This is a genomic window from Xanthomonas floridensis, assembly GCF_001642575.1.
Classification (GTDB): Bacteria; Pseudomonadota; Gammaproteobacteria; order Xanthomonadales; family Xanthomonadaceae; genus Xanthomonas; species Xanthomonas floridensis.
In genome coordinates this window covers 47,284-67,982 of sequence record NZ_LXNG01000011.1, presented here as the reverse complement: position 1 = coordinate 67,982, position 20,699 = coordinate 47,284, and the positions used below count along the sequence as shown (strand labels likewise).

General features: G+C 70.3%; 8 protein-coding genes and 1 pseudogene. All 9 read left to right on the top strand.

Annotated features, from left to right (window positions below; translation table 11 throughout):
* The first annotated feature begins 4 nt into the window (after window positions 1-4).
* The 9 genes and pseudogenes from icmH (at window position 5) to tssA (ending at window position 20,569) form a co-directional block, all read left to right on the top strand.
* The gene (gene icmH / locus A7D17_RS07015) at window positions 5-1,255 is read left to right on the top strand and encodes a type IVB secretion system protein IcmH/DotU (RefSeq protein ID WP_064508445.1); all 1,251 of its coding nucleotides are present in this window, start codon (window positions 5-7) and stop codon (window positions 1,253-1,255) included.
* The gene (tssM, locus tag A7D17_RS07010) at window positions 1,252-4,779 is read left to right on the top strand and encodes a type VI secretion system membrane subunit TssM (RefSeq protein ID WP_064508444.1); all 3,528 of its coding nucleotides are present in this window, start codon (window positions 1,252-1,254) and stop codon (window positions 4,777-4,779) included. The genes icmH and tssM overlap by 4 nt, the downstream gene beginning before the upstream one ends.
* Window positions 4,776-5,351, top strand: coding sequence for a type VI secretion system-associated protein TagF (gene tagF / locus A7D17_RS07005; protein ID WP_064508443.1), 576 nt, complete (start codon window positions 4,776-4,778; stop codon window positions 5,349-5,351). Before tssM ends, tagF begins: the two co-directional genes overlap by 4 nt.
* Window positions 5,348-6,064: a PP2C family protein-serine/threonine phosphatase gene (locus A7D17_RS07000; protein WP_064508442.1), complete on the top strand. Its 717-nt coding sequence runs from the start codon at window positions 5,348-5,350 to the stop codon at window positions 6,062-6,064. The genes tagF and A7D17_RS07000 overlap by 4 nt, the downstream gene beginning before the upstream one ends.
* Window positions 6,065-6,068: 4 nt before the next feature.
* Window positions 6,069-9,758, top strand: a complete 3,690-nt coding sequence (locus A7D17_RS06995) for a bifunctional serine/threonine-protein kinase/formylglycine-generating enzyme family protein (RefSeq protein WP_064508441.1) — start codon at window positions 6,069-6,071, stop codon at window positions 9,756-9,758.
* Window positions 9,759-10,006: 248 nt separating this feature from the next.
* Window positions 10,007-10,195 (top strand): annotated as a pseudogene (locus A7D17_RS25225) (hypothetical protein); the annotation flags it as partial.
* Entirely contained in the window at window positions 10,192-11,874 is a 1,683-nt protein-coding gene (locus A7D17_RS06985; protein ID WP_064508439.1) for a ShlB/FhaC/HecB family hemolysin secretion/activation protein, read from the top strand. The pseudogene A7D17_RS25225 and the gene A7D17_RS06985, both read left to right, overlap by 4 nt.
* An 11-nt stretch (window positions 11,875-11,885) precedes the next feature.
* The gene (locus A7D17_RS06980; RefSeq protein ID WP_064508438.1) at window positions 11,886-19,475 is read left to right on the top strand and encodes a two-partner secretion domain-containing protein; all 7,590 of its coding nucleotides are present in this window, start codon (window positions 11,886-11,888) and stop codon (window positions 19,473-19,475) included.
* Between the two features lie 50 nt (window positions 19,476-19,525).
* The gene (gene tssA, locus A7D17_RS06975; RefSeq protein ID WP_064508486.1) at window positions 19,526-20,569 is read left to right on the top strand and encodes a type VI secretion system protein TssA; all 1,044 of its coding nucleotides are present in this window, start codon (window positions 19,526-19,528) and stop codon (window positions 20,567-20,569) included.
* Window positions 20,570-20,699: the final 130 nt, after the last annotated feature.

The following is a 20,699-nucleotide window of genomic DNA, read 5'->3' as shown; positions in this document are numbered from 1 at the left end:
GCGCATGAGCCGTCCACTGAGCCAACTGGATCCGATCGCTGTCGCGCCGTTGCCGGCAGAAGCCATCGCCGCCGAAGGCACCGACATCAGCGAACTGCTGGGGCGCAGCGTCAACCCGCTGGTGCAGGCGGCCACGCCATTGCTGCTGCTTGCGGTGCAGTTGCGCCACAGCGCGCAGTTGCCTGAGGTAGCGCGCCTGCGCGAGCAGGTGATGGCGCAGATCCGCCGCTTCGAACAGCGCGCCCACCAGGGCGGCGCGCCGGTGGAAGCGGTCACCGCCGCACGCTACGTGCTGTGCGCCCTGCTCGATGAGGCGGTGCTCAATGCGCCGTGGGGCGAGCGCAGCGGCTGGTCGCAGAAAACGCTGCTGGTGATCTTCCACAGCGAGTCGTATGGCGGGGCCAAGTTCTTCCAGATCCTGGAGCGGCTGTGCGCCGATGTGCGGCGGCATCTGGATCTGATCGAGCTGATGTACCTGTGCCTGGCGCTGGGCTTTGTGGGCCGTTACCAGATCGAGGCCGGTGGCCTGGCCCGCCTGGGCGAGATCCAGGACGATCTGTATCGGCGCATCCGCGCCGAGCGCGGCGCCGCCCCGGACAGCCTGGCGCCGCGCTGGCGCGGCGTGGAAGATCGCCGGCGGCTGGGTCGTTTCCTGCCGCTGTGGGCCGCCGCGCTAGTGGGGCTGAGCGTGCTGGTGGTGGCCTTCGTGTGGTTCCAGACCCGCCTGAGCACCCTGGCTGCGCCGATCAGTGCGCAGGCGGCGCAGTGGGGGCTCGCGCCGGCCACGCCACCGGACGCCACGCCGTTGCCGCCGCCGCCGCTGCGGCTCAAGCAGCTGCTGGCCGCGCCCGAACGCGATGGGGTGTTGCAGGTGGACGAGCAGCCCGATGGCCAGACCCGAGTGCGCCTGAGCAGCGCGGCGATGTTTGCATCCGGCGGCGTGGACGTGGAGCCGGATCAGCGCGGCCTGATCGCGCAGATCGCCGCGGCGATCGATCAATTGCCGGGGCGGGTGATCGTGGTCGGGCACACCGACGACGTGCCGGTGCGCTCGCTGCGGTTTGCCGACAACTACGCCTTGTCGGCGGCGCGTGCGCAGGCGGTGGCGCAATTGCTGCGCGCGCAGCTTGCCACGCCGGGGCGGGTGGAAGCGCTGGGGGCGGGCGATTCGCAGCCGCTGGCACGGCCGCCGCAATTGCCGGCCAATCGCGTGCGCAACCGCCGCGTGGACATTCTGTTTCAGCCGGGGGAATGACGATGAAGACGCTGTTGTCCACGCTGAGCGCCACCGTGGTGGTGAGCGTGCTGGCACTGAGCCTGCTCGCGGTGCTGTTGTGGGTGGGCGGGCCGTATGTGGCGATCGGGGGCTGGAGCCCGTTGGCTGGCGTGGCCGCGCGCGTGGTGGCCATCGTGCTGGTGATCGCGCTGTGGGTCGGCGTGCTGGCGCTGCGCCGCTGGCAGGCGCAGCGGCGCAGCGCCCGGCTGTCCAGCGCCCTGGCTGCGCCCGGTTGCGACGATGACCGTGAACTGCGCAGCGGCCAGGAACGCGCACACCTGCAGGCGCGCTTTCAGCAGGCCATTGCGCTGCTGCGCAAGCGCCGCGGCGGCGATTTGTATGGCCTGCCGTGGTACGCGCTGATCGGCCCGCCCGGCTCGGGCAAGAGCACCTTGCTACAGCATTCCGGGTTGCAGTTTCCGTTGGCCGCGCGCCTGGGCGATGCCGCGCTGCGCGGGGTGGGCGGCACCCGCGATTGCGAATGGTGGTTCACCGACGAAGCGGTGTTCCTGGATACCGCCGGGCGCTACACCACGCAGGATTCCGATCAGGTGGTGGATGCCGGTGCCTGGCGCGACTTCCTGCGCCTGCTGCGCCGGCATCGCCCGCGCCGGCCGCTCAATGGCGTGCTGGTGACCATGAGCATGTCCGACCTGCTGCTGCTCGACGATGGCGAGCGCGACACCCACATGCAGGCGATCCGCCGCCGCCTGGACGAACTGGCCGAACACCTGCAGGCCAGCGTGCCGGTGTATCTGATCTTCACCAAGTGCGATCTGATCGGCGGCTTTGGCGAGTTCTTCGACGATCTGAGCCCTGCCCAGCGCAGCCAGGTATGGGGCATGACGTTCGCGCTGGCGCAGACCCTGGAAGGCCAGGCGGCGCGCCGTTTCGCCGACGAATTCAACCTGCTGCAACAGCAGCTGAGCGCACGCCTGTTCGAGCGCCTGAACCTGGAACGCGACCGGCTGCGGCGCGCGGCGATCCTGGCGTTTCCGCAGCAGCTGGCCGCATTGGGCGAGCGCGCGCGGCAGTTTGTCGAAGGCAGTTTCGCCGGTAATGCCTACGGGCCGGCGCCGCTGTTGCGCGGGGTGTACTTCACCTCCGGCACCCAGGAAGGCACGCCGATCGATCGCATGATGGGCGCGGTGGCACGCACCTTCGGCGTGGACGATGCGCGCGTGCATGCGCCAGGCGCGCAGCGCCGCACCTTCTTCGTTGAACGGCTGTTGCGCGAGGTGGTATTGCGCGAATCCGGGCTGGCCAACACGCCGCCATCGCGGCAACGCCGCATGGCCTGGCTGCAGGCCGCTGCCTATGCCGGCGTGGGCGTGCTGACGGCGGTGCTGGTGGCCGGGCTGAGCGCCAGTTACCTCGGCAACCGCGCCTACCTGGCGCAGGTGCAGCAGGCGCTGGATGCACGCCCGGCGGTGCCCGATCCCAATGCCGCCACCAGCATGCCCGAGTATGTGACGCGCACGCTGCAGCAGGCGGCCGCCACGCACGCGGTGGTGCAGGTGGCGCAGCAGTACCGGGAGGGTGCGCCGTGGGCGCTGCGCATGGGCCTGTTCCAGGGCGGCGCGCTTGGCGATGCACTGCAGGCCGGCTATCTGCGCCAGCTCAATGCCACGCTGCTGCCGGCACTGGCGGTGCGCTTTCGCGATGGCCTGGTCGATAACGCGCAGGCGCCGCAGGCGCTGTACTACACGCTCAAGGGCTATCTGATGCTGGGCCAGCCGCAGCACCTGGATCCGGCCCAGCTCAGCGCGCTGGCGGCGATCGAGGCCGGCAAGCTGTTCCCGCGCGATCCGGCGCAGCAGCAGGCGCTGGGCGCGCAGCTGCAGGCCTTGCTGGACACACCCACGCGCGTGCGCGCGCTGTCGCTGGATGGGCAGCGCATCGCGCAGGCGCAAGCCAGCCTGCAGGCGGCCGATCTGTCCACGTTGATCTACGGCAACCTGCTGCTCACGCCACCGGCGGGTACGCCGCTGCGGCTGGACAAATCACTGGGCCTGCTCGCCGACACCTTCGTGCGCCGCAGCGGCACGCCGTTGTCTGCGCCGGTGCCGGCGCTGTACACCCAACCGGTGTTCGCGGCCCTGCAGCGCGACGGCATCGGCCAGGCGGTGGAGCGCTTCGGGCGCGACGATTGGGTGTTCGGCGGCGCACCGCTGGATGCGGCCGCCCGCGCCACGCTGGCGCGCCAGGTCGGCCAGCGCTACGAGGCCGACTACATCCGTTACTGGGATGCGTTGCTGGCCGATCTGCAATTGCGCCCGGCCGCCGATCTGGCCGCCGCCAGCGCTACCGCCGCCAAACTGGCCGGCCCCAGTTCGCCGCTGCGGCTGCTGCTGGGCGTGGTCGGCGCCCACACCCAGGCGATGGACCGCGCACCACCGCCGGATGCGGCCCAGCGCGCCGCCGCCGCGGTGGCCGGCAAGGCCGCCGCCACCGCCGGCAGCGCAGCGGCCAAGCTGCCGGGCGGGGCAGCGATGCGCGCCGCGCTGGCAACCCCGCCCGATCCTGCGGCCGCTACCGCACCCGCGCCGGGGGCGGCCATCAGCGAGCACTTTCTGGCCCTCAACGCACTGGCGGCCGGTGCGCCCGGCAGCACGCCGCTGGATCAGCTGCTGCGCGTGCTCGATCAACTCGGCAAGCAGTTGCTGGTGGTGTCGCAAGGCGGTGGCGATGCTGCGGCGGCCAATGCGCAACTGGCGCTGGCGCGGCAGGAAATGGCGCAGCTGCCACCGCCGGTGACCGGCTGGCTGCAGAGCCTGGCCGGCAGCAGCGCCACCTTGATGACCCAGGGAGCACGTGCGGCGCTGGATGCACAGGTGCGCCAGTCGGTAGGCGAGGTGTGCAGCGATTTCGTGCGCGGCCGCTACCCGTTCGACCCGGCCGCGCAGGTGGAGATTCCCCTGCAGAATTTCGGCGAACTGTTCGGCAGCGGCGGGCGCCTGGATGCGCTGTATACCGGCACCGTGCAAGCCCTGCTGGACACCCAGGCGCCGCATTGGCGCTGGAAGGACGGCCCTGATGCGGTGGTCGGCGCCCCCGGCCTGCCGGCACAACTGCAGCTGGCCCAGCGCATCCGGCAGAAATATTTCCGCGGCGGGCCGGCCCCGCAGGTGGGCTTCACCGTGCTGGCGCCCACGCTGGGCGAAGGCGTCACCCGGCTCACGCTGGAGATCGACGGCCAGCGCTACGACTACCAGCCCGGCGCCGCGCAGAGCATGCCGATGACCTGGCCCGGCCCGGTGCCGGGGCATGTCTCGATCGCTGCCTTCGGCGTCGACGGCGTGGCGCTGGGCAAGCTCGATTACCAGGGCGACTGGGCGCTGTTTCGCGCGCTGCAGGACGGGCACCTGGAGAATCCCTCCGACCTGCGCTTCGTCGCCAGCTTCGCGCTCGGTGGCCACGACGTGCAGGTGCCGCTGCGCGCAGGCAACCTGCGGCACCCGTTTCTGGACAGCGACGTCCAGCACTTTGCGTGCGGCGGTTGAGCATGTCGGCCACCGAACAGATCGGCTTCTACGGCAAGTTGCCCGGCGTGGGCGACTTCGTGCAGCGGCGCCTGCCGCCCGCATTCGTGCAGCCCTGGGATGCGCATTTTGCCGCCTGCCTGGAGGCGGTTCGCCAGCCGCTGGGCGCGCGTTGGCCCGCCGCCTACCGCAGCAGTGGCGTGCGTGCGTTCGCGCTGGGGCCGGGCGTGTGCGGGCCGCAGGCCTGGGCCGGCGTGCTCGGCCCGGGCGAAGACCGGGTGGGGCGGTGCTTCCCGCTGACCCTGGCGATGCCGTGGGCGCCGGCGTGCCTGCCGGTGCCGGCGTGGTTCGGCGCGTTGGCCGCCTGCCTGGGCCGCGCCTTGCGCGCACGTACCGACACGGCCGGTTTCGAGACCGCCGTGGGTGCGCTGGCGGTGCCGGCCACGCCATCCACCGCGCCGGCGCCGGCGCAGGGTCACGCGCTGTGGTGGCGGCCAGGGGAGGCGGCGCAGTCGCTGCACGGGCTGCCCGCCGCCGAGCGCTATCTGGACTGGCTGCTGGCCGATGCGGACATCACCGAGGTGACCCGATGAGCGCGCCCTACCGCTCGGCCGGACATACCGAAACCGGCAAGGTGCGCCGCCTCAACGAAGACGCGCTGCTGGTGCGCGAGGAGGCCGGGCTGTGGGTGGTGGCCGATGGCCTGGGTGGCCACAGCGCCGGCGATTACGCCAGCCAGTTGCTGGTGCAGCGGCTGGGCGCGTTGGTGCGCCCGCCGGACCTGTGTGACTTCATCGATGCCATCGACGACACCCTGGCGCAGATCAACGCCGAGTTGCTGCACGCCGCGCGGCAGCGCCGCGTGGACATGATCGCCACCACCGTGGTGGTGCTGGTGCACGACCCGGATTTCATGCTGTGCGGCTGGGTCGGCGACAGCCGCATCTACGCCCGCCATGCCGGCCCGCTGCGCCAGCTCACCCGCGACCACGTGCACGGCGTGCGCGAAGACGTGACCCAGTTTGGCAGCGCGCAGGCCGCCGCTGCCGCGGCCGGTGTGCTCACCCGTGCGGTAGGCGCGCAGGAACCGTTGTTCGTCGATTGGGTGCTCACCCCCAGCCTGCCCGGCACGCAGTTCGTGTTGTGCAGCGACGGCATCAACAAGGAAATCCCCGACCCGGAGCTGGATGCCGAATGCCACCGCTTCGGCGATCCACGCGCGCTGCTGGCGCGCTTGTTCGAACTGGCGATGGGCAGGGCGGCACGCGACAACGTCACCGCCGTCGTCGTCAGCCTGCAGGAGTGAACGCATGCACCAAGACACCGCCACCGTGACCGAACTGGTCACCGCCATGCGCCGCGGCGCGCTGGACCTGGAGGCCGTGCTGGCCGCGCTGGGCAGGCGCGCGGCGATGCCGGACGCCGAATACCGCGATGGTGTGGAAACGCTGTGGCAGCTGCAGCGCCAGCAGCTGCTGGACGATGCCACCGTCACCACCCTGGTGAGCCGGCTGGATGCCTTGCGCGACGCCGCCGCTCCCACCGCCGCAGCGCCGCCATCGCCGCTGTCCCCAGCCACGCCGATCGACGACGACGCCACCGTGGTGATGCCGCGCCGCGCCGCTGCAGCGCCGGTCGAAGACGACATCACCCGCGTGCAACCGGCGCAGCCGCTGCCCGGCGATGTGCCCAGCCTCACCAGCCTGGGCCTGGGCACGCAGACCGGCTTAGGTACCCAGACCGGAACAGGCACCGGCACCGGCACCGCAGGCACCGCCAGCCTGTCCAGCTGGCAGCAACTGGCCGATGCGGCCGGCGGCGATCACGCCAGCGTCGGCAGCCTGCTCAAGGGCCGCTTCCTGCTCGAACGCGAGCTCGGGCGCGGCGGCATGGGCGTGGTGTATCTGGCACGCGACGAGCGCAAGGTGGAAGCGCGCGACCGCGACCCGTGGCTGGCGGTGAAGGTGCTCAGCGACGAATTCCGCCGCCATCCCGATGCGCTGGTGGCGCTGCAACGCGAAGCGCGCCGCTCGCAGAAGCTGGCGCACGACAACATCGTGCGCGTGTACGACTTCGACAAGGATCGCACCCTGGTCTTCATGACCATGGAGTACATCGACGGCTGCGACCTGAAGACCCTGATTCGCGAGCAGGCCTACAACGGCATGCCGCTCAGGCAGGCGTGGCCGCTGATCGACGGCATGGGCCGCGCGCTGAGCCGCGCGCATGCGGCCGGTGTGGTGCATTCGGACTTCAAGCCCGGCAATGTCATGGTCACCCGCGACAACGTGGCCAAGGTGTTCGACTTCGGCATCGCGCGCGCCGGCAAGCACGCCGCCGACGTCGCCGGCGAGCAGACCGTGTTCGACGCCGCCACGCTCGGCGCGCTGACCCCGGCCTACGCCAGCCTGGAGATGATCCGCGGCCAGGCGCCCACACCGGCCGACGATCTGTACGCGCTGGGTTGCGTGTGTTTCGAGCTGCTCACCGGCAAGCATCCGTTCGACAAGCTCAGTGCCGAGGTAGCCCTGCGCGAAGGGCGCCGCCCGCCACCGGTGCCCGGCCTGACCCGACGCCAGTACGCCACGCTGTGCGCGGCGGTGGCGTTCCCGGCCACGCATCGCTTGAAGCGGGTGGAGCAGTTGCTCGATGGCCTGCGCCAGGTCCCACTGCGCGAACGCGCGCTGCCGTTGCTCGGCTACGGCGCTGCCGCGCTGGCGGTGGTGGGCACGGGCGGCTGGGGCATCCACCGCTATCTGCATCAGCAGCACCTGGCCGAGGTGATCGCACGCTTCGGCGCGCAGGACCCGCAGCGCTATCGCGACGAAACCCAGGCCATGCAGGCGCTGTCCAGCCTGGAGCCGGACGACCGCCGCCGCCTGCTCACCGACCGCAGCGACCTGATCGAGGATTTCCTGCTGCGTCGCCTGGATGCGCTGTGGAATCCGGGCAACGGCCGCGACGACTATCGCGGCGCATTGCAGGTCTTTGCGCTGCGCGACCGGCTGCGGCTGTACTCGCCGTCGCTGGATGCGCGCCGCCAGACCATGGAACGCGAGAAGAACGAACGGCTCAACGCGCTCGACACCGCGCTCAATCGCCAGCTCGATGCCGGGCTGCTGTTCCGCAGCCAACCCGACAACGCGCTGGCCACGCTGGACCAGGTGCGCCGCATCGATCCGCAGAGCAGCCTGCTGCGCCATTCGGCGCTGGAAGTGCGGCTGGACGAGGCCATCGCGCAGGCGGTGGCTGCCGGGCAACTGGCCGCCGCGCGCACCGAGATCGACCAGGCCCGCGCCGCCTTCCCGGACTCGCTGCGCCTGCAGTTGCGCAGTGCCGAGGTGCAGGTGGCCGAACAGCAGGCGCGCCGCCCACGCGCCACCGCGCCGCTCGATGCCGCAGGCGCACGCCAGGCGCTGGCCGCCGCCCTGGCACAGCCGGCAACCGACCCGGTCTGGCGCGACCGCGTGGCCGCCGCGCTGGCCGTATTGCCGCCGGCCGAGCGCAGCACGCAGCGCAGCGCCGTGGCCGAGACCATCGCTGGCGTAGTGGCCGCGCAAGCCGATCCGGCGCAGCTGGCCGGCGCGCAGGCGCTGGTGGAGTTCGGCCTGGGCCTGGTCCCGCAGTCGGGCGCATTGCTGGCCCAGCGCACGCGCCTGCAGACCCTGGAGCAGCAACTGCAACAGGCGCTGGCACGCGAAAGCGCCGAGGCCGAACTGGCCGGGCGGGTGGAATCGCTGCGGCGTGCCGCGGCCGCCAACGATCTGGGCAAGACCACCGATGCGCTGGCGCGCATCCGCAGCCTGCAGCCGGACCATCCGATGCTGCGCAGCGAAGGCCCGCAGTTGCTGGCGCAGGTGTACCGCAACACTGCCGACGCCGCCTTCGCCAAGGGCCGCTATGCCCAGGCGGCCGAGTTGCTGGCCCAGGCCCAGCAGCGGCTGGGCCAGCGCGCCGAGCTGCACCAGGCGCAGGAACGCTATGCAGTGGTCGCCGCCGTGATGGCTGCCGGCGACCTGCCGGCCGCCGAGCGTCGGCCGCTGGGCCAGCGCCTGCAGGCGCTGTATCGCAGCGATGCCGCGGCCATGGCGCAGCTGGAAGCGCAGATGAAGGCCGCCGGGCAACTGCCCGACGGCACGCTGTCCGCCCGCCTGCAACGCGCGCCCGCCAGCGATGCACCGGCCCCGGACAGCGTGCCGACCGGTCGCACCGGCGAAGCGGCAGCAGCGGCCGTCGCGGCCAGGCCGGCGCGGGGCAAATCCGCCCCCAGGCCAGCTGCCGTCACTGGCGCCCCGCGCGCTGCCGGCGCGGCCACCGCACCGGCCGGCCTGGACGACGAGGCCAGCCTGCCACCGGTGCCCACCGGGCCCGACCCCTGTGGCGGCGCCGGCCTGCCGGGCCGTGGCGCGGCCTGTTTCGACACCCTGGGCGACACCCGTGGGCCGATGCTGGTGGTGGTGCCCGGGCTCAATGGCGGCCAGCCATATGCCTTGTCGCGCGGTGAGGTGGCGGTGGCCGATTTCAACCTGTTTTGCCAGGCCACCGGCCGCTGCACCGCGCAGGCCGCCAGCACGCCCGAACTGGCGCGCGCGCCGGTGCGCAACATCAGCCTGAGCCAGGCCCGCGCCTACCTGCGCTGGCTGACCATCGGCAGCGGCGGCTGGCGCTACCGCCTGCCCAGCGATGCCGAATGGCTGCATGCCGCGCAGGCCGGGGCCAACTGGCGGCAGGCCGAAGACAGCAACTGCGTGCCGCCCAATGCCAATGCCGCCGATGCCGTGCGCGCACCGGTGTCCGCACGCGGGCGCGATGCCAATCCCTGGGGGCTGATCAACCTCACCGGCAATGTCTGGGAATGGGTCTCCAGCGGCGCGGGCGTGCAGGCGCGCGGCGGCAGTTTTGCCAGTTACTGGTCCGACTGCACCGTGCAGGCCAGCCGCGCCGACAATGGCTCGGCGCAGCCGGACGTGGGTTTTCGCGTGCTGCGGGAGCTGCCATGAGCCACGGTACCCCGGCGCATCCAGCCAACGCGCAACTGCAGGCCCTGGCCCAGGCGCATCAGCACGGCCAGCTCGACCGCACGCAATACCGCGCGCGCCGCCGCAGCGTGCTGGACGCCGCGCGCCAGGCGCAGGGCGCCACCTTGCGCAACACCCGGTCGCCGCCGCCGGGTCAGCGCCCCAGCTCGCCGCCGCAGCCTAATCGATTCAGTCAACACCGCGGGCGCACCTGGGCAATTGTCGTAACAGTGACTCTCGTCGCACTAATATTGCTAACATTCCATAAATGTACGTCGGGGTTCGACCGACGTTCAGTCAGGGGCGAGCGCAACCACGCCGAACGTCATGCGGGTCCGCATCCGGCCGCATGCGCTGCCGGGCCCGTCGGGCATGCGCGACAACGGATGTTTTTAGGGGTAAGTGACGTATGCGTATGACGTGTCTGGCCGCGGCGGTGTCCGCGTGCCTGCTGCTGGCCGTTCCCGCGTGGGCGCAAGCCCAGGATGGCGCGACTGCCTCCACTGCCACCGAGAGTGCTGCCTTGCCGGCCATGAAGGACCGCGGCGATGCCGCAGCCACCTTGCCGGTGCGCGGCTTTCGCGTGCGCGATGTCGGCAACTATCCCGACGCCGGCATCGACCCGGCGCGCATCCAGGCCGTGGCCGATGCCGCCTTTGCTGCGCTGGCGCAGGGCCAGCCGGAAGTGGCGCTGCGCTTCGACCAGCTGCAGGCGGTGGCCGACACCGTCACCCAGGCCTATCGCACCGCCGGCTTCATCGTCAGCACCGCCTACCTGCCGGCGCAGACCCCGGGCGCGGACCGCATCATCGAGATCCGCATGCTCGAGGGCCGGATCGGCCAGATCACCGTGCAGGGCGCCGCGCGCTACCGCGGCAACACCTTGTCGGCGCCGCTGCGCCAGTTGCAGGGCCGCCCGCTGCGCAAGCAGGACGTGGACACCGCGCTGCTGTACGCACGCGATCTGCCCGGTGTGTCGCTATCGTCGGTACTGCAACCGGGCCAGAACGCCGGCGAGACCGATGTGGTCCTGGTCGCCAGCGAAGCCGCGCGCCCGTACGTGATCAGCCTGGGCGGCAACAACTACGGCACCGAACTCACCGGCCGCTATCGCGCCCAGGCCGGCATCACCTGGAACAGCCCACTCGGGCTGGGCGATGTGTTCGCCGCCAACTACGCCTATTCGCTGTCGCCGCGGCAGAGCCAGATCGGGGCGTTGTCGTATGCGCTGCCGGTGGGGCAGGTGTCCGGCCTGAGCGCGGTGGTCGGCGCCAGTCGCAGCGAGCTGGAAGTGCGCAACGGCGTGTTCGCCCGGCTCGGCCTCAAGGGGCCCACGTCGGTGGTGTATGCCGGCGCCGACTGGAAATTCATCAACCACGATCTGCTGCAGCTGCAAGGCTCGGCACGCTACCTGCGCGAAAAATCGCGGCTGGACGCGGCCGGCATCACGCTGTCGGACCAATCCTTCGACGTGGCCGAACTCGGCGCCTCGCTGCGCCGCACCGATCTGCGCTGGCGCGGAGTGGACCTGCTGCAGCTCAGCGTGCGCCAGGCCTTGCGCGATGGCTCGGCCGATCCGGATCTGGTCAGCCCCGACCGCGACAGCCACTTCACCCTGACCCGGGTGTCCTACACGCGCCTGCAGTACCTCACCCGCACCCAGCGCCTGTATGTCAAGTTCAGCGGCCAATACAGCGACGACACGCTGGCGCCGCTGGAGCAATTCGCCGTGGGCGGGCCGGACAGCGTGCGCGCCTATCCGGTGTCCGATGCGTTGGGCGATCGCGGCTATTACGCCGCGCTGGAATATCACGTCGATGCGCCCGGCTTTGCCGATGCCGCCTCGCCGTTCAACGGCCGCCCGTGGCGCGAACTGCTGGAGCTGGACGTGTTCGCCGACCACGCGCGCGTGTACGCGGCCAACGGTGCGGTCGCACCGTCCACGTTCGATGCCGCCGGCGTCGGTTTCACCTTCCGCCTGCCGCAGTACGCCAATTTCGAATGGCGCCTCACCGCCGCACTGCCGACCGGAAGCCGCGATGCCTCCGATGGTCGCGACGACGCCCGCATCTACACGCGTTTCGGCTTCACCTTCTGAGGGATCTGCGCATGCACGCCAACCACACCGTTTCCATCGTTGCAGCCCGCCCCTCCGAACGCGTGCTGCGTCGATCGCCGCTGGCGCTGGCGCTGGCCGCCGCGCTCATGCTCAGCGCGCCTGCCGTCGCGCAGGTGGCCAGCACCCAGCTGCCCACCGGCGGCAGCATCGCCGGCGGTACCGGCACCATCAACGCGCCCAGCGGGGCCAGCCAGGTCATTACCCAGACCTCCAACCGCATGGCGCTGACCTGGTCCACGTTCGACATCGGCTCGGCGGCCACGGTGACCTTCAACCAGCCATCCTCCAGCGCGGCCGTGCTCAACCTGATCCAGGGCGGCAATTCCACGCAGATCTTCGGCAATCTCAATGCCAACGGTCAGGTGTTCTTGATCAACACCAACGGCATGATCTTCGGCAGCACCGCGCAGATCAATGTCGGCGGGCTGGTGGCCAGCACCCTGGGCACCACCGCCTCCGCCTTCATGAGCGGCAACGATGTGCTCGATGCCGGTGGCAACACGGTCTCGCTGATGTCCAACGCCGGCACCATCAACGCTGCCGCCGGCGCGGTCGACCTGATCGGCGGCGGGGTCACCAACAGCGGCACCATCACCGCCAGCGCCGGCAACATCAACCTGATCGGTGCCGACAAGGTCACCCTCAGTTTCGAGAGCGGCGGGTTTGCGGTGATCATCGACAAAGCGCTGCAATTGCAATTGAACCAGTTCGCGGTGGACAACTCCGGCAGCCTGATCGCGCCGGGCGGCACCATCTCGCTGAGCGCGCGTGCAGCACGGGGCGTGTTCGACTCGCTGGTCAACAACAGTGGCATCGTCCGCGCTGCGGCGCTGTCCGGCGGCAGCGACGGCAGTGTTTCGCTGGTGGCCAACGGCGCCGGCAGCAACGGCATCTTTGGCAACGGCAGTATCGATGTCGGCAGCGGTGCCATCAGCTATGTCAGCGACGTTGGCGTGCAGCAGGGCGGCGTGCTTACCGCTGGCACCGTCTTCGGCAGCATCGGCGGCAATGCCAGCTTCAGCGGCGCCAACAGGATCGCCAACCTGGCATTCCTGGATGTGTCCGGCAATCTGGGCCTGACCAATACCATCGACCTGGCCCAACAGGGCGCGTTGACGGTGGGCGGCACCAGCACCTTCTCGCTGGGCAGCCAGGCGCTCACGCTGACCGACGGCGGCAACGATTTCGGTGGTGCCGTCAGCCTGACCAGTGGCGCCACCAGGATCACCGATAGCGGCGCACTGACCCTGGGCACGCTGGCCACCGGCAACCTCACCGCCACCAGTACCGGCACGCTCAATCTCGGCAGCGGCAGGGTCACCGGCGCCCTCGGTGCGACCAGCAACAATGGCGCGATCCAGCAGGCTGGCGCCGGCCTCACCGTCACCGGTACCAGCGATCTGCGGGCCGGCACGGGCGCCATCACGCTGACCACGGCGGCCAACGATTTCCAGCAGGCGGTCAGCCTGCGTGGCGGCGCCACCCAGATCACCGACAGCGGCGCACTGACCCTGGGCACGCTGGCCACCGGCAACCTCACCGCTACCAGTAGCGGTGCGCTGAACCTGGGCAGTGGCGCAGTGACCGGCGCGCTCAGTGCCAGCAGCAATGGTGGGCAGATCAGCCAGGCCGGCGCGTTGACGGTGAACGGCACCAGCACGCTCGATTCAGGCAGCGGGAGCACCGCGCTGACCGATAGCGGCAACGACTTCGTTGGCGCGCTCACGCTCACCGGTACCGGTATTGCCGTCCGCGATGCCAACGATCTCACCGTCGTCGGGCTCACCAATGGCAGCAACGGCAGCATTGCGCTGACCGCAGGTGGTGCGCTCAGCCTGCCCGCGCAGGCCATTGCCACCGGCACCGGCAATCTTTCGCTGAGCGCGCTCGGTGGCACGCTCACTACCCCGGGCGCACTGTCCGGCAACCAGGTGAGCCTGCGCGCGCGCGATGCACTGAACCTTGGCCACAGCATCCAGGCCGGCGGCAACCTGGTGCTGACCAGCGACACCGGGGCGATCACCCAGACCGCCGGCCTGCTCGCTGTCACCGGCACCACCAACGCCACCGTGGCAGCGGGCACCGGCGTCATCAGTTTGAACGGTACCGGCAACGATTTCGGCGGCGCTGTCTCGCTCACCGGCCGCACGGCGCTGGTCAACGACAGCAACGCGCTCACCCTGGGTGCCATCAGCACCAATACGCTCACCGCCACCAGCCATGGCACTTTGAACATTGGCCAGGACAGCATCAGCGGAAATGTCACTGCCCGCAGCAACGGCGGCGCGATCATCCAGAACGGCGCGGTGACCATGACCGGCCCTGCAACGCTCGATGCAGGCAGCGGCGCGATTTCACTGGGCAACGCCGGCAACGACTTTCAGGGCGGGCTGAGCCTGGTCGGCACCGGCATCGCGGTCAGCGACCGCGACACGCTCACCGTGACCTCGCTCACCGCCGGCAGCGGCGGGGACGTCACCCTCACTGCGGGCGCCAACCTGGTGCTGCCAACGCAGGCCATCGACCTCGGCTCAGGCAATCTGCGGCTGAGCGCGCAGGGCGGTGCGCTGGCGACCAAGGGCGCGCTCAGTGCCAACCAGATCACCCTGAACGCACGCGACGGGCTGGCCCTGAGCCACGACATCGATGCCGACAGCACCCTGGCGCTGACCGCCACCAATGCGGCCATCACCCAGGGCGGTGGGGCGATCAGCGCGGGCGCGCTCGCCACCGTCAACGCCGGAACCGGTGCGATCTCGCTGCTCGGTCCGGGCAACGATTTCAACACCGGTCTGGACCTGACCGGTAGCGCCATCGGTATCTACGACCGCAACGACCTGTCCATCGTCTCGCTGACCAGCGCCGCCAACAGCGCGGTTGCGCTCACCGCCGGTGGCACGCTGAGCCTGCCGGCGCAATCCATCGACACCGGCAGCGCCACGCTGCAGCTGCGTTCGGACACCGGCAGCCTGTCCACCGCTGGTGCGCTGCGCGGTGGCACTGTCAGCCTCAACGGGCGCAACGGCATCACGCTGTCGCATGACATCACCACCAGCGGCAACCTGCAGCTGGGCACCACCGGCGCTGCGCTCACCCAGCTCTCCGGCACGCTCGCCATCGGTGGCACCACCTCGGTCGATGCCGGCAGCGGCGCGGTGGAGTTGAACGGCGCGTCCAACGCCTTTACCGGTGCGCTGTCGGTCACCGGTGGCGCAGTACGGATCAACGCGCTCGGCCCCTTGACCCTGGGCAGCTTCAACACCAATGCGCTGACGGTGCGCAGCGGCGGTGCACTGACGTTTGGCCAGGGCAACGCAACCACCACGCTGACCGCCACCAGCGCCAGCGGCGGCATCACCCAGACCGGCGGGCTCGCAGTGGGGGGCGCAGCGCAGTTCACTGCCGGCACCGACAACATCACGCTGACTGCAAGCGACAACGACTTCGGCGGTGCAGTGGGTCTGAGCGGCAACGCCGTGCAGGTGGTCGATCGCGATCGGCTGACCCTGGGCAACAGCAGCGTCGGCAGCCTGCTGGTCAACAGCAACAACACCGCCATCGACCAGCAAGGCGCGCTGACCGTCAGCGGCAGCAGCAGCTTCGATGCCGGCAATGGCAGCATCACGCTGACCAATGGCGCCAATAATTTCACCGGCACGGTGAACCTGAGCGGCGGCGCCGTGCAGGTGGTCGATGCCAACACACTCACGCTGGGCAACCTCGACACTGGCGCGCTCACCGTCACCAGCACCGGCGCGTTGAACCTGGGCACCGGCAGCACCGGCGCCCTGACCGCCACCAGCAACAACGGCGCCATCACCCAGACCGGCGCGCTCAGCGTCAATGGGGTTGGCAGCATCGACGCCGGCAGCGCCACGGTGGCACTGACCGACATCGGCAATCATTTCGCCGGCACGGTCAATCTCACCGGTGGCGCAACGCAGATCGTCGATGCCAGCACGCTCACCCTGGGCAGCCTCAACACTGGCGCGCTCACCGTCAGCAGCAACGGTGCGTTGAATCTTGGCACCGGCAACACCGGCGCCCTGACCGCCACCAGCAACAACGGCGCCATCACCCAGGCCGGTGCGCTCACCGTTACCGGCGCAAGCAACGTCAACGCCGGCAGCGGCACGATTGCGTTGACCGATGCCAACAACGAGTTCCAGGGCACGCTCGGCCTGACCGGCAATGGCATCGCCGTGACCGACCGCAGTCTGCTGCAGGTCTCCTCGATCACTGGCAATGCCAGCGGCGACATCGCGCTCACTGCGCAGACACTCGACCTGCCTGCATCGGCGATCTCCGCCGGCACCGGCAGCCTGACGCTCACCTCCACCGGCAGCGCCTTCAGCACCGGCGGCGCTCTGAGCGGCGCCAACGTCGTACTCACTGCACGCGATGGTCTGACCCTGGCGCACACCGTCAATGCCGGCAACGCGCTGACGCTGCGTACCACCAATGCCGCAATCAACCAGACCGGCGGCCAGTTGCTGGTCGGCGGCGCCACCACCGTCAACGCAGGTTCCGGCGCCATCGCACTGGCCAATGCCAACGACTTCACCGGCGCCGTGGCGCTCATCGGCGGCACAACGCAGATCGTCGACACCAGCACGCTCACCCTGGGCACGCTCAACACCGGCGCGCTCAGCGTCAGCAGCAACGGTGCGTTGAATCTTGGCACCGGCAACACCGGCGCCCTGACCGCCACCAGCAACAACGGCGCCATCACCCAGGCCGGTGCGCTCACCGTTACCGGCGCAAGCAACGTCAACGCCGGCAGCGGCACGATTGCGTTGACCGATGCCAACAACGAGTTCCAGGGCACGCTCGGCCTGACCGGCAACGGCATCGCCGTGACCGACCGCAGTCTGCTGCAGGTCTCCTCGATCACTGGCAATGCCAGCGGCGACATCGCGCTCACTGCGCAGACGCTCGACCTGCCTGCATCGGCGATCTCCGCCGGCACCGGCAGCCTGACGCTGACCTCCACCGGCAGCGCCTTCAGCACCGGCGGCGCTCTGAGCGGCGCCAACGTCCTGCTCACTGCACGCGATGGCCTGACCCTGGCGCACACCGTCAATGCCGGCAACGCGCTGACGCTGCGTACCACTACTGCCGCAATCCACCAGACCGGCGGCCAGTTGTTGGTCGGTGGCGCCACCACCGTCAACGCAGGTTCCGGCGCCATCGCACTGGCCAATGCCAACGACTTCACCGGCGCCGTGGCGCTCAGCGGCGGCACAACACAGATCGTCGATACCAACACGCTCACCCTGGGCACGCTCGACACCGGCGCGCTCAGCGTCAGCAGCAACGGTGCGTTGAATCTCGGCACCGGCAGCACCGGAGCCCTGACCGCCACCAGCAACAACGGCGCCATCACCCAGGCCGGTGCGCTCACCATCAACGGCGCAAGCAACCTCAACGCCGGCAGCGGGTCGATTGCGTTAAACAACGCCAACAACGATTTCGTCGGTGCCGTCGCCGCCACCGGCGATGGCATCGCCTTGGTCGACCGTAACGATCTGCAGCTTGCCAACGTGCAAAGCATCGGCGATGGCGCGGTATCGCTGGATGCCGGCGGTGCGCTGCTGTTGACCTCCACAATCGACACCGGCAGCGGTGCGCTCGATGTGATCGCGCGCGGCGGCACGCTCACCACCACCGGTGCGCTGCGTGGCGGCGATGTGCAGCTCAGCGGTGCCAACGGCATCGTGCTTGGCAACAACCTCGCTGCGTCCGGCGATCTGGCATTGCGCAGCAACAACGCGGCGATCACCCAGAGCGCGGGCACGCTGCAGGTGGCAGGCAACAGCATGGTCGATGCCGGCAGCGGCGCGATCGTGCTGGATGCCGCCGGCAACGACTTCCAGGGCCTGCTTGCGCTCAGCGGCGGTGCCACGCGGGTGCGCGATGCCGATGCGCTGACGCTGGATGCGCTGAACACCGGTGCGCTCGATGTCGCCAGCAACGGTGCGCTCAACCTGGGCGTCGGCCTGGTCAATGGCGATCTGGATGCCGCCAGCAACGGCGGCGCGGTGACGCAGACCGGTGCGCTGACCGTGATCGGCGCCACCCGCATCAACAGCGCCGGCGCGACCATCGTGCTGGCCGATGCCGGCAATGATTTCCAGTCGGCCCTCAGCCTGAGCGGTGGCGATACCCGTGTGCGCGATCGCAACGGGCTGACGCTGGGCACTCTGGACGTGGGTGCGCTGGACGTTGCCAGCGGCGCCGGCCTGAACCTGGGCCAGGGCCGCATCGGCGGCACGCTGGTGGCGCGTAGTGGCACTGGCGTGGCCGGCATCACAGGCCGGCTGACCGCGCAGGCGGTGGTGCGCCCGGCCGCAACCGGGGCCGACATCACCCAGCAGGGCGCGTTGACCATCGTCGGCAACAGCGTGCTCGACGCCGGCACTGGTGCCATCGTGCTCACCGATGCCGGCAATGATTTCCAGGGCAGCGTGCAGGCCAGCGGCGGCAGCATTGCCCTGGTCGATCGCAACGACCTGGCTGCCGCCGTGCAATCCAGCGGTGCGGTGAACCTGCAGGCGGGCGGCCAGCTGTCCAGCAGTGGCGCGATCACCGGCAGCACCGTGACGCTGGTCAGCGGCGGCGCCATGCAGCTCGCACACGACATCGGCAGCGCCGGCACGCTCAGCCTGCGCAGCGGCGGTGCCATCACCCAGCGCGCCGGCAGTCTGCGCGCCGCGCACCTCAGCGGCAGTGCCGCCGGCGCGGCCACGCTGACCAGCGCCGGCAATGCCATCGGCACGCTGGGCGATTTCAGTGCGCAGGGCCTGGATGTGTTCAGCGCCACCACGCTGCAGGTCAGCGGGCGCGTGGATGGCGGCAGCCTGTTGCGACTGAACAGCGGCGGCGCGTTATTGCTGGACGGACAGCTCAACGGCGCCAGCACCTGGTTGCAGGCAGTGGCCGGTATCGGCCAACGCGCCGGCAGCACGCTCACCGCCAACCTGCTCAGCGGCACGGCCGGCGGCCCGGTGCTGCTTGGCGATGCCACCACCTTCATCGACAACCGCGTGGTGCGTCTGGGCAATTTCACCGCCAGCAACGGCTTCAGCCTGACCAATGCCGGCGACCTCACCCTGGTGCTGTCCGACGGCAGCATCTACAGCGTGGATGCCGGCAACAGCGCGCTGTTCCTGTCGGTGCGCGGTGATCTGTTGCAGGAGGGCCGCGCCACGCTGCGCGACGGCATCGGCAGCTTCTCGGCCACCGGCGGCATCGGCACGCAACAGAATCCGCTGTACGTGATCGGCACCGGCACCCAGACGATCGGGTTGGTGGGCGCGCCGCCGGCCTACTTCAATGCCACCACCGCCGACGGCGGCCTGCTGGACCTGAGCGGCGGATCGAGCTTCAACGTGCCGGCCTCCGCGTTCGCCGGCCGCGCGCAGAGTTCAGCCAGCCGCACCATCGCCTTTGTCGATCTGTCCGCGTCGGGCACGCCGTATCGCGCGTTCGGCCTGGTTCGCCCGGGGCTGCGCCTGCCCGACGACCAGCAGCCGGCCTGCGATGCCGGCGACCCGGATGCGGTCTGCACGCCCCAGTGATCGCCTCGCCGCCGCCTCACCGCGGCGGCATCCCCGACGGAGCCCATGCCATGCACGACGACAGCACCCTGCAGACCCTGCTCGCTCCGGTCAGCGACGACACACCGGCCGGCCCGGATCTGGAATACGACCCGGATTTCCTGCGCCTGGAGCGCGACTCGGCCATCCGCGCCGAGCGCAGCCTGGGCGACAGTGTCATCGCCGCCGAAGAACCGGACTGGGACAAGGTGCAGACGCTGGCGCTGGAGCTGAGCCGGCGCAGCCGCGACCTGCGCGTGGCCAGCCGGCTCGGCGCGGCCTGGCTGCGCTTGCGCGGGCTGCCCGGCTGGGCCGACACCCTGGCGCTGATCCACGGCCTGCTGGAGCAGCATTGGGACAGCGTGCACCCGCAACTGGATGCCGACGACGACAACGACCCCACCTCGCGCGTCAATGCCCTGGTCGGCCTCAGCGACCCCATGGGCCTGCTCGGTGCGCTGCGCACGACCGCGTTCGTGCAGTCGCCGCGGCTGGGCCGTTTCAGCCTGCGCGACCTGCGCGTGGCCAATGGCAGCATCAAGCTAGCCGACGGGCAGAGCGGCCCGAGCCTGGCCGAAATCGAAGCCTGCTGCCTGGACTGCGCACCCGAGACGCTGGCCGCCTCCGCCCAGGCCATCAGCGATGCGTTGGCGCGCACACGTGCGATCGACGCCCTGCTGACCGAACGCCTGGGCACCGCCGCGCCGGACCTGCGCCCGCTGCTGACCGACCTGCGCGAGCTGGAGCGCTTCGTGTTGCCGCACTGGCAGGCCCGCCAGGGCACCACGGCGGAAGTGGAAGACAGCGAATCACCAGCCACTGGCGAAGACCCCAGCAGCGCTGCAGTCACCGCCCCCCGCCGCAACGGCGACATCGCCGGCCCGGACGATGTGCTGAAGCGGCTGGAAGAGATCTGCGCCTATTACGCGCGCAACGAACCTTCCAGCCCGGTGCCGATGCTGTTGCGCCGCGCGCAGCGCCTGGTCGGCTGCGACTTCCTGGCGCTGATGAAGGAACTGGCGCCAGGCGGCATTGACGAACTGCAACGCGTCACCGGCCCGCTGGAAGAGAGCTGAGCATTGCGCTCAGCCTTCCCGGATGCCGCAGACCGACAGCACGGCTGTCGCCGGGACTCGCAGCCAGCGGCCAATGGCGGGTCTCGCGTGTTGATCGCAATGGCTGCCGCAACAGGCCGCGCACGCGCCT

Bases quoted from the DNA above. Each gene is read 5' to 3' on its own strand.
- icmH (WP_064508445.1), top strand. From the start codon at position 5: ATGAGCCGTCCACTGAGCCAACTGGATCCGATCGCTGTCGCGCCGTTG.
- tssM (WP_064508444.1), top strand. From the start codon at position 1,252: ATGACGATGAAGACGCTGTTGTCCACGCTGAGCGCCACCGTGGTGGTG.
- A7D17_RS07000 (WP_064508442.1), top strand. From the start codon at position 5,348: ATGAGCGCGCCCTACCGCTCGGCCGGACATACCGAAACCGGCAAGGTG.
- A7D17_RS06995 (WP_064508441.1), top strand. From the start codon at position 6,069: ATGCACCAAGACACCGCCACCGTGACCGAACTGGTCACCGCCATGCGC.
- A7D17_RS06985 (WP_064508439.1), top strand. From the start codon at position 10,192: ATGACGTGTCTGGCCGCGGCGGTGTCCGCGTGCCTGCTGCTGGCCGTT.
- A7D17_RS06980 (WP_064508438.1), top strand. From the start codon at position 11,886: ATGCACGCCAACCACACCGTTTCCATCGTTGCAGCCCGCCCCTCCGAA.
- tssA (WP_064508486.1), top strand. From the start codon at position 19,526: ATGCACGACGACAGCACCCTGCAGACCCTGCTCGCTCCGGTCAGCGAC.